Source organism: Streptomyces sp. CWNU-52B, from assembly GCF_047444975.1.
In the GTDB taxonomy this organism is placed as follows: domain Bacteria; phylum Actinomycetota; class Actinomycetes; order Streptomycetales; family Streptomycetaceae; genus Streptomyces.
Window position 1 is genome coordinate 173266 of record NZ_JBLFJV010000002.1, and the last position, 13694, is coordinate 186959.

Sequence of the window (13694 nt, forward strand, 5' to 3'; positions counted from 1 at the left end):
TCACCAAACGCGCGCCGCACCCCGGACCCGCGGGTCCCGCCGGGCCCGTCAGGCCGGGCGGGGCAGGACGGCCAGGTCGCCGGAGCCGAGGGTGTCCTCGGCGCGCGGGCCCGCCGACCAGGTCGGACTGTGGACCGTGTCGAGGTAGCGCTCACCCAGGTCGGGGGCGAGCGCCACCGAGGTGAGGCCCCTCCTGCCGTGCCGGTCGAGCCAGTCGGACGCCCCGCTCACCACCGTGCCGGTGGAGCCGCCGAACAGGAACCCCCGGGCGGCCAGCCGGCGGCAGACGCGGACGGTGTCCGCCTCCTCCACATGCACCACGTCGTCGACGTACGACTCGTCGAGCAGGGGCGGACGGACGCCCATGCCCAGGCCGGGGATCGTCCGGGGGCGCGCCGGCCCGCCGAAGGTCACCGAGCCGACGCTGTCCACCGCGACGATCCGCACCCGGCGCCGCCACTGCCAGAACCAGCGCGCGCAGCCCATCAGGGTGCCGGTCGTGCCGGCGCCGACGAACAGGACGTCCAGGTCGGGGAAGTGGCGGGCGATGGCCGGGGCGGTGGTGCGGTAGTGCGCCCGCCAGTTGCTGTCGTTGGCGTACTGGTTGAGCCACACGTACCGCTCGTCCGAGGCGCACAGCGCGCGCACGTACGCGATCCGGGCACCCAGGAAGCCGCCGTGCAGGGCGGGTTCGTCGACGACGTGGACCACACTGCCCAGTGCCTCCATCATCCGCCGGGTCGCCGGATTGCAGCGCGCGTCGGTCACGCACAGGAACCCGTAGCCGCGGCTCGCGGCGATCACGCTCAGCGCCACGCCCAGGTTCCCCGACGACGACTCGACCAGGACCGAACCCGGCCGCAGGGCGCCGCTGCGTTCGGCGGCGTCCACCATCTCGGTCGCCGCCTTCATCTTGATCGACCCCGCGAAATTGAACCCCTCGCACTTCAGGAAGAGGTCGAGCCCCATCGTCGCCCGCAGGTCGACGTAGAGCTCGTCCTCGTTGAACTCCGAAGGATCGGATATGACGGGCATGTTGTCCCCCTCCTTCATGCGGCGCCGTGCCCACTCCTCGTGCGGCACGGCGCCCGCCGGTCAGCCGTACCGGCGCAGCTCGTGGAAGAACCCGTCCACGACATGCGGCTCGCCCCGCCGGGCCACCTCGTCGTGGACGAACTTGCCGACCGCGAGGTCCAGGACCCCGAGGCCGAAGGGCGAGAAGACCACCGTCCGGTCGGCCGGTACGCCCACCCGCCCGGACAGCACGTCGTCCAGCGTGCCGTCGAGGAAGTCCCGGCCGCCGGTGAGGCGTTCGGCCAGGTGCGGAGAGGTCTCCGCCTTCAGGCAGTGCTCGACGTCGTCCACGAAGTTGGCCGAGGCGAGCAGGATCTCGGGCGCGAGGTCGCGCAGCGACACATGCAGCACGAGTGGCGCGTGGGAGAACCAGCCGGGGTCGTGGACGTACGGCTCGCCCGCGACGGTGGCGAAGACGATCAGGTCGCTGGAGCGGATCAGCGACTCGGCACCGCCGTGCACGGTGATCCGTCCCTTGGCGCCCGACCGTTCCAGATAGCCGCTGAAGCCGGCCGCGCTGTCCGCGGACAGGTCGTGCACCCCGGTCTCCTCGAACGACCAGCCGGTGGCGGCCAGATGGGTGTGGACGTAGCGGGCGATCAGACCCGTGCCGATGAATCCGACGCGGGTGGGCCGGGTGCGGCCGCGGCTGAGCCGGTCGGCGGCGAGGGCCGCGGACGCCGCCGTGCGGGTGGCGCTGATGATCGAGCTCTCCAGGCAGGCGAACGGATAGCCCGTGTCGTGGTCGTTGAGGATCAGCACGGCCGAGGCCCGCGGCAGCCCGGCCGCGGTGTTCCCGGGGAAGCTGGAGATCCACTTCAGGCCGTCGACCCGTACCGAGCCGCCGATCGACGCCGGGAGCGCGATGATCCGGGACGACGGGCGGTCCGCGAAGCGCAGGAAGTACGACGGCGGGTTCACCGAGTCGCCCGCCCCGTGCAGCCGGTACACGGTCTCGACGAGGTCCCCGATCTCGGGTTCCCGCCCCTCCAGGGCCTGTTGGACCTGGGCGCCCGAGACGACGGTGAACGGGGGAGCGGTGAGCCTCCCGGACGCCTCCGATGTCTCGGGTGCTCCGGCTGCTGTGGGTGCCCCGGTGGGCTGTGCCGCCCTGTCCGCGTCGGTCATGTGGTCCTCACTTCGCTCGTGGGCGTGGACGTGGATGTGGGCGTGGGGCCGGCCGGCCTGACCGGGTCGGCCAGCGCGGCGAGCACCTCGCGCGGGCCCTCGAAGGGCTCCCTGGAGTGCGCGGTGCGGATGTTGTCGACGAGCATCAGGTCACCGGAGTGCCACGGCTCGCGCACGGTGTGGGCCTCGTACACCTCGTTGATCCGCCGGACGACGTCCTCGCCGATCGGATCGCCGTCGCCGTAGCGGGTGTTGAAGGGCAGCCCGTCGGGGCCGTAGACGTCCACCAGGTACTCGCGCACCTCGGGGTCCATCGTCCACTCGTTGAGGAAGGCGATCTGGTTGAACCAGCAGAGCCGGCCCGTGACCGGGTGGCGGACCACCGCGGCGCGGCGCTGCCTGGTGTGCAGGGAGCCGTCGCTCCGCCAGGCGAACTCGATGGCGTGGGCCCGGCAGTAGCGCTCGACGGCGGCGCGGTCCTCGGTGCCGAAGGCCTCGGTGAGCGTCGCCCCGATCTCGTCGTTGTACGTCCGTGTGAGCAACCACCCCTCGCGGGCGAACCGTTCGGTGAGGTCGCCGGGCAGCGCCTTGAGCACCGTGGGCGAGTCGCAGACCGCGGTGGCCCCGCCCTCGGCCGGCGCGTCGAGGCACGCGAACATCATGAGTCCGGGGTACTCCAGCGCGTAGCTCAGCTCGTGGTGCATGCACATCTGCTGGTTGGGCGGCCACTTGGACGAGGAGTAGACGCCGTCCGCGTACCTGCGCCGGGGCGCGAAGGACTCCCGGTCGGGCATCAGACCGGTGGCCAGCCGCCGGAAGACGTCCGCGGTGGTGTCCGGGTCGCTCAGACCCAGCCCGCGGATCAGGACGCTGCCGTGCCCGGCGACCACCGCGCGCAGCGCGTCGCGGTGTGCGGCCGCCCAGCCGGCCGGGTCCCCCGCCGCGTCCCCCGTCCCGTCGGCGCGCAGGGTCGGCGGACTGCCGGGACGCAGGTCGACATCGGGCAGCAGCATCGGAGTTGAGGACATCTCGTGGTTCCTTTCGGGTCCTGCACTGTTCAGGCCATGTGCGGGTGCGGGTGGTGCTCGGTCAGCGGCTCTTGCGCCGGGTCCCCGGCCCGGCTCCCGGCGCGGTTCAGGAGGCCTCCCGGACCGGTTCGTCGAGCAGTCCCGCCAGGTCCGCGAGAACCGGGTGGCGGGTGACGTCCTTGAGGGTGATCGCCCGGTCCAGGGCGACCGCCAGCTTCACCGCGGCCAGCGAGGTGCCGCCACGGTCGAAGAAGTGGTCCTGCCTGCCGATGCGGTCCTGCGGGATGCCCAGCACCTCGGCCCAGGCCGCCGCCAGACGCCGCTCGCCCGCCGTGCCCGGCGCGTGCGAGCCGTTCGCACCGCCGGAGCCGCCCCGACCGCCGGAGCCGGCGGAGCCGCCCGGACCGCTCCCGGCGGAGTCGAGCTCCTCGGCGAGTGCGGCCAGCGTCCTGCGGTCGATCTTGCCGTTGGCGGTCAGCGGCAGGCTCTCGCGCCGGTGGACGGCCGACGGCACCATGTACGCGGGCAGCGACATGGCCAGCCGCGCACGCACCGCCCCCGGGTCCAGCGGCTCCGGGCCCGCGCAGAACGCCACCAGCCGCGTGCCCCGTACGACCACCACGGCGCCGTCCCGGACCCCGGGCGCCCGCAGCAGGGCGTTCTCGATCTCGCCGATCTCGATGCGGAAGCCGCGGATCTTCACCTGGCTGTCCCGGCGCCCGAGGAACTCCAGCTTCCCGTCGGGCAGCCACCGGCCGTGGTCCCCGCTGCGGTAGAGCCGCTCGCCCGGCCGGTGCGGATCGGTGGTGAACGCCGCCCTCGTGCGCTCGGGGTCGTTGACGTACCCGCGGCCGACGCAGACCCCGGAGAAGACGATCTCGCCGGGCGCGCCGAGCGGCACGGGCGACAGCCGCTCGTCCACGACGTACACGCGCACGTTGGCGACCGGCCGGCCGAGCGGCACCCGGTCCTGGTCCGGCACCCGCGACATGACCTCGTGGTTGGTGTCGTCGGACGTCTCGGTCAGCCCGTAGGCGTTGACCAGCCGGATGCCGGGCTCGGCCGCGAACCACCGCTGGACGAGTTCCTTCTTGACGGCCTCCCCGGTGACCGACACACAGCGCAGGTCGGGCAGTTCGCGCGGCCGCTGCTCCAACTCGGCGAGGACCGCCTCCAGATAGGACGGGACGACCTGGAGCACCTCGACCCGGCCCGCCACGATCGTGTCCACGAACCGGGGCACGTCCAGGATCACCTCCTGGGCGACCAGCAGGGTCCGGCCGCCGACCAGGAGCGCGGCGACCAGCTGCCACAGCGAGATGTCGAAGCACTGGGGAGCGGTCTGTGCGACGGTCCGCCCCTCCGCGACACCCAGGTCGTCGATCTTGGCGAGGACGTGGTTGACGAAGCCCGCGTGCTCGCACATCGCGCCCTTGGGCTCCCCGGTGGAGCCCGAGGTGAAGTAGATGTACGCGAGCTGGTCCGCGGCGACGGGGACCTCGAGGTCGCCGTCGGGGTGGTCCTCCGCGTAGGCCGTGTCGACGTACAGCGTGCGGGCGCCGGTGTCGGCCCGCTCCAGTGTGGCGGTGCTGCCGTGCTCGGTCAGGACGAGTTCGCACCCCGCGCGCCTGAGCGTCGCCTCGATCCGTCCGGCGGGGAAGTGCGGCTCGACGGGCAGATAGACGCCGCCCGCCTTGAGGACGGCGAGGACGCCGGCCATCCAGTCCAGATCGCGTTCCATGACGACGGCGACGACCCCCTCGGGGCGCAGCCCGCGGGCCAGCAGCGCCCGGCCGATCCGGTTGGCCCGCGCGTTGAGCTCGCGGTACGTCCACCGCCGGTCCCCTTGCACGGCGGCCACGGCGTCCGGACGGGCCGCCACCCGCTCCTCGAAGAGCTCGTGGACGCGGCGGTCCGGCAGTTCGCGGTGCGGTCCGGCCAGCCCGTCCAGCTGGAACCGGAGTTCGTCGTCGCCCAGCAGGCCGCACCCGTCGTGCCCGGCGTCCGGGTCGGCGGTGAGCAGGCCGAGCGCGGTGAGGTGGTAGCCGGCGACCCGGGCGGCGGCGCCGGAGTCGAGGACGTCGGTGCGGTAGCGCAGCCGCAGGACGCGCCCCACCACGCTCACGTGCAGCTCGGAGCCCTCGTCGGTGTGCTCGGACTGCTCGGGGTGCCCGGTGTCCTCGGCGGCGCCGGTGCCGTACGGGTCGAGCACCGTCCGGAAGAAGGCGGGTGCGCCGCCCGCCTCCCGCACGGGCGGCTCACCGGCCGGTTCGTCGGCGGCCTGCCGCACCGCCAGGTCCGCCTGGGCCAGCAGATCCCGCCACGGGCCGGCGCCGACGGTCAGCCGGCACAGCCGCGGCGGTGCGCCCTTCGCCGTGACACAGCCGGTGACGACCTCGCGTTCACCGGACAGCGCCGCGAGGACCTTGGCGTGTGCGGCCAGCAGCGCGGGCGGCTCCGTCACCAGGCCGTCGGGCAGCGGCACTTCGTACACCGCCGTGCCCGGGACCGGGGCGAGCGTCCACCTCGGTATCGCTTCCATTCCTGTTCCCCCCTGTGTTCCGTACATGCAGTGGTGCTGTTCGGTGGTGCTGTTCGGCGTGCCCCGGCGCTGTCAGGCGCGGCGCGGTGCGACCGCCGGGTTCCCGCCCCAGTGCGCCCCCGCCGGTACCTCCTCGCCCTTCATCAGGAAGGAGTCGGCGGCGAGCACGGCGGCGTCCCCCACCGACGCGCCGTAGTGGACGAGCGCGCCGACGCCGAGCGTCACGCCGTCCCCGAGCTCGATGTGGTCGGACTTGAAGGTGCCGTCCTCCTGGGAGTGCGACTGCACCTTGCTGTGCGCCCCGAGGGTGCAGTGGCTCCCGATCGCGGTGAGCGTGCGCTCGGTGATGTAGGCGCCGTCGTCGAAGACCCGGCGGCCGATGCGCACCCCGAGGAGCCGCCAGAGCACGTTCTTGAACGGGGTGCCGTTGAACACGGCGATGTGCGTGTCGGGGATCTTCCACAGCCGCTCGTGCCGCCAGAAGAGCGGGTCGTAGATGGAGTGCAGCCGGGGTTCCAGCGGACGGAACCGCAGGATCACCCGCTCCACCAGCACGTAGTAGCCGGTCGTGAAGGCGAGGCCGACGATCAGGGACGTCCCGATCAGCAGACCGCCGACGACGCCGTGCTCCCCGTACAGGTCGAAGGCGGCGAAGCCGAGCACCGTGAGCACGAACCAGTCGAACCAGCGGACGAACAGGAACAGGCCCATGGTGCGCAGGTTGTGACGGTTCTTCGCGGCGAGGCGGCGGCGCAGCTCGGCGCCCTCACGGAGGTGGTCGAAGCGGGTGTCGCGCTCCACGGTCCGCGGGATCTCGAAGGGCGGCGAGCCCAGCAGGCCGACCCCTTCGCGGATCTCCCCGTCGAGCGGGACCATGACCTTCGTCGCGAGCAGGCAGTTCTCACCGGTGCGGCCGCCCGCCGGATAGGCGATGTGGTTGCCGAGGAAGTTGCGCGGCCCGATCGAGGCGCGCGAGACGCGGAACGACGTGGCCGAGAACTCGGCGTTCATGATCGACAGCCCGTCGGCGACCATCGTGCCGCTGCCGACGGAGGCCAGGTACGGCGTCTCGTGCGCCACCTCCGTACCGAAGTTGGAGCCGGTCTGCTCGACATGCGAGAGGTCGTACCCGAGGGCCCGCAGGTAGTGGACGATGTACGAGCTGTCCCCGCACAGCCACTTGAAGAACTTGACGTTGGTCAGCCGCGCCACCGCGCGCTGCACCGAGTAGTGGAAGCCGTAGAGCGGATAGACCCGGTCCGGTTCGAGGAACAGGTTCAGCAGCCGCGGGACCACGGTCACGACGGCGAAGCCGATCACGATGAACGCCACGAAGAGCGCGAGCGACAGACCGAGCGCCTCGGCGTAGAACCGTCCCGAGGTGATGTGCTGCGCCTCGCGGTTCAGCAGCACGTCGAGCGAGGGCGCGAGCGTGAGCAGCATGTACGTGCCCCCGACGAGCAGCGGCATGGAGACCAGGAGCGTCTGGAGCACGGTGGCCAGGCCGTAGCCCACCCGGCGCGCGGTGCCGCAGTCGGCCGGGGCGACGCGTACGTAGTCGACGTCCGTGCGCTGGGCCGGGGAGCCGTGCCAGTGCTGTCCGGCCGGCACCTCGGCGCCCGTCGGGAGCGCGGACGAGTGGCCGAGCTGGGATCCGTCGCCCATCGAGGTGCCGATGTCGAGGACGGTCTTCTCACCGACGAACACGTCCTGGCCCAGGGTGACCCGGCCGGTGCGGATGCGCCCGGCGTGCGCCTGGTAGCAGAGGAAGTACGCGTCCTTGCGGATCACCGTGTTCGAGCCGACGGCGAACAGGTCGGTGCAGACCGGGACCGAGGGGGAGAGGATCGTGACGTTCCTGCCGATCCGTGCGCCGAGGGCCCGCAGATAGAGCACGTAGAGCGGGTTGCCCACGAACAGGACCATCGGGTTGGCGTGCAGCAGCGACTTGACGGTCCAGAAGCGCAGATAGGCGAGGCTCCAGACGGGGAACTCGGTCTCCTTCCAGCGGCCGACGAGCACCCACTTGGCCACCACCGGCAGCGTGCACAGACCGACGAGGGCGGCGCTTCCGACGACGGCCGACCGCAGATAGACGTCCACGACGCCGTCCCCGGCCGAGACCCAGCCGTACCCCTGGACGGTGACGAGCCCGGAGAGCAGGCAGTACACGGCGAAGGCCAGGAACTGCAGCGCCCCGCACAGGACGTACCGGGCGCCGCCGACCCGCGCGGGCGGCTCGGCCGGTTCCGGTGCGGGCGCGGGCGCCTCGTCCGGAACCTCGACGAGCGCCGCAGCCAGGCCCCGGATCGTCGGGTGGCCGTACACGTCGCGCATCGACACGGCGGGCAGGTCCGGGTGTTTCCTGACCCGGGCGCAGAAGTGCGCCATCACCAGGGAGTTGGCTCCGAGGTCGTCGAAGAAGTGACTGTCGACGGGGACCTGCTCGACGCGTACGACACCGGCGAGCACCTCCGCGAGGACGCGCTCCGTCCCGCTCACCGGGTCGCCGGTCGTCGGCGTCGCCGGCACCGATGTCGGCACCGATGTCGGCGGCGACGGAGTCGGAGCCGGAGCGACGGTCGTGACCTCTCCGGGATTTCCCACCACTTGATCTCCTTGCTGGTGATTACTGCTGTTTGCGGACTTTTCACTGCCACTTACGACTGTTCGGAGTGGTTGGTGCCTCGGAGGGGAATACGAAGGATCCGCGCCCTCAGTTTCACCGTGCGGCCGAATTGGTGACGAATGATGTGTGGGTGAAGCCGAGGTGTGCCTGTTGTGTTCTCGATGAGGTTCCGGAGGGGCGAAAGAAAGCCTGTTCCGGTGTGGCGGACCTGTTTGCGGGAGGTATGCTCGTGCTCATGGGAATGTGCGAGCAGGCAGGAGCGCGTCGTTCGGGAAGTGAGTGGAGCGCGTGAAGTGGCCGCGTGGAAAAAGGTGCAGCGCAGCACGGCATGACCCGCGTGGTGCCCACGCGGATCACGGGTGACGCGGCTGTGTAGGACCCCTGGTCGGAGTCCTTCTGAGTCCCCCCGTTGTCCCCCGTTGTCGTGGTGCTGCCGAGCCGTCCCCACGTGCCCAGCGGAATGCAATCCGAATTGTTTCGGCGTGCTTGTGAACGGGTCAAGGGCGTTTCGGCCTATGGCTGATTTACCGTTGCTCGGTGTTTCTCCGCCCATGCCCCCGAATGATCTGTTCCGCGCGCGGGGCCGGGCAGCTAACCGGCGGACCGTGTATTGCGCCGGCATCCTTCCGTTTTCCCGGGGAGGGAAATTCGGCCACGGGGTCATGACAGAAAACTGGTTCGATTTCCTTTACGGTTTCCGTGGAATTGCTCTCGCTTTTCCGCGGTATGACGGAACCGGATCGACGGCGTCACGGAGCAGCCGTGGACCCGGCCGCGGACCCGGCCGGGACCCCGGTCGTGGGCCTGGGGGATGAGTACGGCCTCGCGCGGCGGATACCTTTAGGGCGTGCAGCCAGCAAGTGAACCCCCTCAGAGGACGTCCGGTCGTCTCCACCGGGCGCGCGCGCTCTACCGGAACGTCTCCAAGCGCAGGACCACCTGGCTGCTGCTCAAGGACACCGTGAACTCGTGCATGGAGTACCGGATCCTCGGACTCGCGGCCGAGGCGGCGTTCTTCACGCTGCTGTCCGTGCCGCCGCTGCTGCTGAGCATGCTCGGCCTGCTGGTCTACGTCGACGACTGGACCGGCGCCGACACCATCGCCAGCGTGGAGACCAACCTCCTGGAGGCCTCCCGCACGGTCCTGACCGACCGGGGCGTCACCCAGATCGCCCAGCCGCTCCTGCACGACGTGATGGAGGGCGGCCGGCCCGACGTCATCTCCCTGGGCTTCCTGTTCGCCCTGTGGTCCGGCTCGCGCGCGGTGAACGTCTTCATCGACACCATCACCGTGATGTACGGGCTCGACGGGGTCCGCGGCATCGTCAGGACCCGGCTGATGGCCTTCCTGCTCTTCCTCGTGGGCCTGCTCATCGGCTCGGTCGCGCTGCCGCTGATGGTCGCGGGGCCGGACGCCGTCGTGAACTTCGTGCCGTGGTCCACGACCGTCGTCCAAGTCCTGTACTGGCCCGTCGTCATCGTCCTGTCCGTCGTCTTCCTGACCACGCTGTATCACGTGTCAGTGCCGGTGCGCTCGCCGTGGATCGAGGACGTGCCCGGCGCCCTCGTGGCGCTCGCCATGTGGGTCCTGGGCAGCTTCCTGCTGCGCATCTACCTCACCAACACCGTCGAGGGCCCCACGATCTACGGCTCGCTCGCCGCGCCCGTCGCCGTCCTCCTGTGGATCGGGGTCGCCGCCTTCGCCGTCCTGGTGGGCGCCGCCGTCAACGCGGCCATCGACCGTGTCTGGCCGGCCGCCGCCACCGCGGCCGCCCGCGCCGTCAACGAGCGGCTGCGCGCCGAACAGGCCGCCGACCTGGTGGCCCGCGCCGCCGCGGCCCGTGCCGCACAGGCCGAGGACGACCCCGACGACCCCGACATGCCCAGCGAGTTCCCGGAGCGCTGGTCCCGCTTCCTGCCCCCGGAGGACGTCACCTCCCGCCTGCGGACCCACGCCAAGTCGACCCCCAAGAACGGCGACGAGACACCCCCGCCGCAATAACCGCGACAGGGGTGCGGTGAAGGGCCGTACGAGCCGGCCGCCGGGTGTCAGACCGTCCAGACCCCGGCCGCCGCGTGCTCCCTCGCGAAGTCCGCGAAGTCGCGCGGCGCCCTGCCCAGGACCTCCCGCACGACGTCCGTGGTGCTCGCGCCACTGCCGTCGAGCAGCCCGTCGAACACCTCCTCCATGAACGCGACCTCCTCGGGCGGCAGCCCGAACTCGGTCAGGATCGCGCCGTACTCCTTCGTCGCCACCGGCACGTACCGGATCTCCCGGCCCGCCGCGGCGGAGATCTCCGCCATGGCCGCACGGAACGACAGCAGCCGCGCCCCGGTGATCTCCAGCGTCCGTCCCCCGTACGCGGAGTCGGTCAGCGCCTTCACCACGACCTCCGCGATGTCCCGCGTGTCGATGAACGGCACCGGCACCTCACCCGCCGGGAAGACGAACTCGCCGCCGCGCACCCCGCCGAGGAGCACACCCTCGCTGAAGTTCTGGAAGAACCAGTCGGCCTGCACGACGGTCCAGTCGGCCCCCGACTCCCGCAACGCCCGCTCGGTCGCCTCCGCCTGGCGCTCCCCGCGCGACGACAGCAGCACCAGCCGGCGTACGCCCAGAGCCTGCGCCCGCCCGGCGAACGCGGCGACGTTCTCGGCCGCGCCCGGCGCCCCGACGTCCGGCGCGTACGCCAGATACGCGGCGTCCACCCCGCGCAGCACCTCGTCCCACGTCGACGGGTCGTGCCAGTCGAAGCGCGGGTCGCCCTCGCGCGACGCGGCCCGTACCCGCAGCCCCGCCGCCTTCGCCGCCGCCAGCACCTGACGCCCCGTCTTCCCCGAGGCACCCGTCACCAACACCGTTCCGATTCGCGTGTTCTCTGTCATGTGTCCAGCCAACCGCCGCCCGTGGCAAGGGAACATCGCTGAACCTCTCGTTCCCATACGAGCGCGTCTACGCTGGCTCCATGGACGCACTCGCAGGCCTTCTGGAGGGTCCACGCGCGCGTGGCGCCTTCATGATCCGGGCGTGCTTCGAACCGCCCTGGTCCGTCCGGATCGAGGACCGCGCGCCCCTCACCGTCATGCTGATGCTCCGCGGCGAGTCCTGGATCACCCCCGACGCCTCGGAGCCCGTACGGCTGCGGGCCGGCGACCTGGCCATCGCCCGCGGCCCCGATCCGTACACCTGCGCCGACGACCCCGCGACCCCGCCGATGGCGGTGATCCTGCCGGGCCAGGACTGCGCCTACCCGGACGGGCGCTCGATGCGGGGCACCATGGACCTCGGCGTCCGCACCTGGGGGCAGCGGGTCGACGGCTCCATGATGATGCTGATCGGCACGTACCCGATGCGGGGCGAGGTCGGCGGGCGGCTGCTGGACGCCCTGCCGCCCGTGCTGACACTGACCCCCGACGTGTGGGAGTGCCCGCTGACGCCGCTGCTCACCGAGGAGGTCGTGCGCGACGAGCCGGGCCAGGAGGTCGTCCTCGACCGGCTGCTCGACCTGCTGGTCATCGCCGCGCTGCGGGCCTGGTTCTCCCGCCCGGAGGCCGCGGCGCCCGCCTGGTACCGCGCTCTGGCCGACCCGGTCGTCGGCCGGGTGCTGCGGCTCCTCCAGGACGACCCGGCGCACCCCTGGACGGTCGCCTCCCTCGCCACCAAGGCCGGCGTCTCACGGGCCGCGCTCGCCCGCCGCTTCAGCGACCTCGTCGGCGAGCCCCCGATGACGTACCTGACCGGCTGGCGCCTGGCCCTCGCCGCGGACCGGCTCCGCGACACCGGGGACACCCTGGAGGCCATCGCCCGCCAGGTCGGCTACGGCAGCGCGTTCGCCCTGTCCGGCGCCTTCAAGCGGGTGTACGGGATCAGCCCGCAGGAACACCGGACGCGAGCGGCGTAACCTGCTGCCCGTGGCCGAGCAGCCGTACACCGGGACAGCGTCGGCGCCGTACAGGGAACGTGCGGCGCGGCTCACCGGCGCCGTCGTGTGGACCCGTACCGCCGTGCCCGGCGAGGAGGCCCCGGTGCTGCCCGACGGCTGCATGGACCTGCTGTGGACCGAGGGCCGGCTGTTCGTCGCGGGCCCCGACACTCGGGCGTACGTGAGCGACGCCCCCGCCTCCGGGGGCCCGACACGGTACGCGGGCGTACGGTTCTTCCCCGGCACCGCGCCCTCCTACCTCGGCGTGCCCGCCCACGAACTGCGCGACCGCCGCGTCGACCTCGCCGACCTGTGGAGCGGGCCCGGAGCCGGCGGGGAGGTGCGGCGGCTGACGGAGCGGGTCGACGCGGCGGCCGACCCGTCGGCGGCGCTGGAAGCGGTGGCCCTGGAGCGCGCGGCCCGGACAGACCCGCCCGACCCGCGGCTGAGGGCCGTCGTGGCGGCTCTGTCCGCGGGCCGGTCGGTCGCGGCGACCGCGGACCGGGTGGGCTGGAGCGAGCGGCAACTGCACCGCCGCGCGCTGGCGGCCTTCGGATACGGGCCGAAGACCCTGTCCCGCGTCCTGCGGCTGGGACGGGCCCTGGAGCTGGCCCGCGACGGCCTGCCGCCGGCCGAGGTGGCCGCCACCACCGGGTACGCCGACCAGGCCCATCTGTCCCGGGAGGTACGGGAGTTGGCGGGGGCCACGCTGGGCGTGCTGCTGCGCCGATGATCAGGGGGCGTCGGCGAGGTGGGCGAAGAGGTCCACCCCGTTGCCGTCCGGGTCGCGCACGACCGCGTACCGCATGCCCCAGGGCGCGTCGAACGGCTTGAGCTCCCCCTCGTGACCGGCGCGCGTCAACTGCTCGTACGTGGCGTCGACGTCCGCGGGACTGTCGCACCGGAAGGCCGTACCGACCCGGCCACCGCCCGGCGGCGGACGCCAGCCCGGGTGGAACGAACGGACGGTGTCCTCCGTGTCGAGCGCGAACCGCAGCCCGCCCGGCAGCCCCGCCTCGACATGCGGCGCGCTCTCGGCCCCCTCAGGAAACTCAAGCCCCAGCCGGCGATAGAAGGCGAGCGACGCGGCCATGTCGGAGACGACAAGCCCGATGAGATCGAATCGTGAAGTCATGCCCCCACCGTAGAAACCCCCCACCCCCAAGTCTTGAAGATTCCAGCCCCCCCACCCCCCGACCCGCCCACGAACGCCCGCTTTCCAGGGGACGTGGGGATGTGGGGACGCGGGGGCGCGGGGAACGGCGCAGTCTTTCGTCTTTGGGGGGCGCGGGGAACGGCGCAGTCTTTCGTCTTTGGGGGGCGCGAGGTACGGCGCGTTCTTTGTCTTGAGGGGCGCGAGGTACGGCGCG

Annotated in this window: 10 protein-coding genes; 3 read left to right on the forward strand and 7 right to left on the reverse strand. The window is 72.1% G+C overall.

Going from position 1 to position 13694, the window contains the following annotated elements; translation table 11 throughout:
- Positions 1 to 48: 48 nt before the first annotated feature.
- From sbnA to ACLVWQ_RS02010, 5 genes are all read right to left on the reverse strand, one after another.
- Positions 49 to 1035, reverse strand: coding sequence for a 2,3-diaminopropionate biosynthesis protein SbnA (sbnA, locus tag ACLVWQ_RS01990; protein ID WP_414106316.1), 987 nt, complete (start codon positions 1033 to 1035; stop codon positions 49 to 51).
- Positions 1036 to 1095: 60 nt separating this feature from the next.
- Positions 1096 to 2202 (reverse strand): 2,3-diaminopropionate biosynthesis protein SbnB, encoded by a 1107-nt coding sequence (gene sbnB / locus ACLVWQ_RS01995; RefSeq protein WP_414106317.1) that lies wholly within the window; start codon positions 2200 to 2202, stop codon positions 1096 to 1098.
- Entirely contained in the window at positions 2199 to 3230 is a 1032-nt protein-coding gene (locus tag ACLVWQ_RS02000; RefSeq protein WP_414106318.1) for a TauD/TfdA family dioxygenase, read from the reverse strand. The genes sbnB and ACLVWQ_RS02000 overlap by 4 nt, the downstream gene beginning before the upstream one ends.
- A gap of 106 nt (positions 3231 to 3336) precedes the next feature.
- A complete protein-coding gene (locus tag ACLVWQ_RS02005) occupies positions 3337 to 5772 on the reverse strand; it encodes an amino acid adenylation domain-containing protein (RefSeq protein WP_414106319.1) in 2436 nt (811 codons plus the stop codon).
- A gap of 72 nt (positions 5773 to 5844) precedes the next feature.
- Positions 5845 to 8382 carry a Pls/PosA family non-ribosomal peptide synthetase gene (locus ACLVWQ_RS02010; RefSeq protein ID WP_414106320.1) on the reverse strand — a complete coding sequence of 846 codons (2538 nt, stop codon included), beginning with the start codon at positions 8380 to 8382 and terminating at the stop codon, positions 5845 to 5847.
- An 866-nt stretch (positions 8383 to 9248) separates the two neighbouring features.
- On the opposite strand from ACLVWQ_RS02010, the gene ACLVWQ_RS02015 reads away from it, so the two are divergent.
- A complete protein-coding gene (locus ACLVWQ_RS02015) occupies positions 9249 to 10403 on the forward strand; it encodes a YihY/virulence factor BrkB family protein (protein ID WP_414106321.1) in 1155 nt (384 codons plus the stop codon).
- A 47-nt stretch (positions 10404 to 10450) separates the two neighbouring features.
- On the opposite strand, the gene ACLVWQ_RS02020 is transcribed toward ACLVWQ_RS02015, so the two are convergent.
- Positions 10451 to 11287, reverse strand: a complete 837-nt coding sequence (locus ACLVWQ_RS02020; protein ID WP_414106322.1) for an NAD(P)H-binding protein — start codon at positions 11285 to 11287, stop codon at positions 10451 to 10453.
- 80 nt (positions 11288 to 11367) lie between these two features.
- Between ACLVWQ_RS02020 and ACLVWQ_RS02025 the strand changes: the two genes are divergently transcribed.
- Both ACLVWQ_RS02025 and ACLVWQ_RS02030 read left to right on the forward strand, forming a co-directional pair.
- A complete protein-coding gene (locus ACLVWQ_RS02025) occupies positions 11368 to 12303 on the forward strand; it encodes an AraC family transcriptional regulator (protein WP_414106323.1) in 936 nt (311 codons plus the stop codon).
- Positions 12304 to 12313: 10 nt separating this feature from the next.
- A complete protein-coding gene (locus ACLVWQ_RS02030) occupies positions 12314 to 13057 on the forward strand; it encodes a helix-turn-helix domain-containing protein (RefSeq protein ID WP_414106324.1) in 744 nt (247 codons plus the stop codon).
- Here ACLVWQ_RS02030 and ACLVWQ_RS02035 read toward each other — a convergent pair whose 3' ends face one another.
- Complete coding sequence (locus tag ACLVWQ_RS02035) at positions 13058 to 13459, reverse strand: VOC family protein (RefSeq protein WP_414106325.1); 402 nt, start codon at positions 13457 to 13459, stop codon at positions 13058 to 13060.
- Positions 13460 to 13694: the final 235 nt, after the last annotated feature.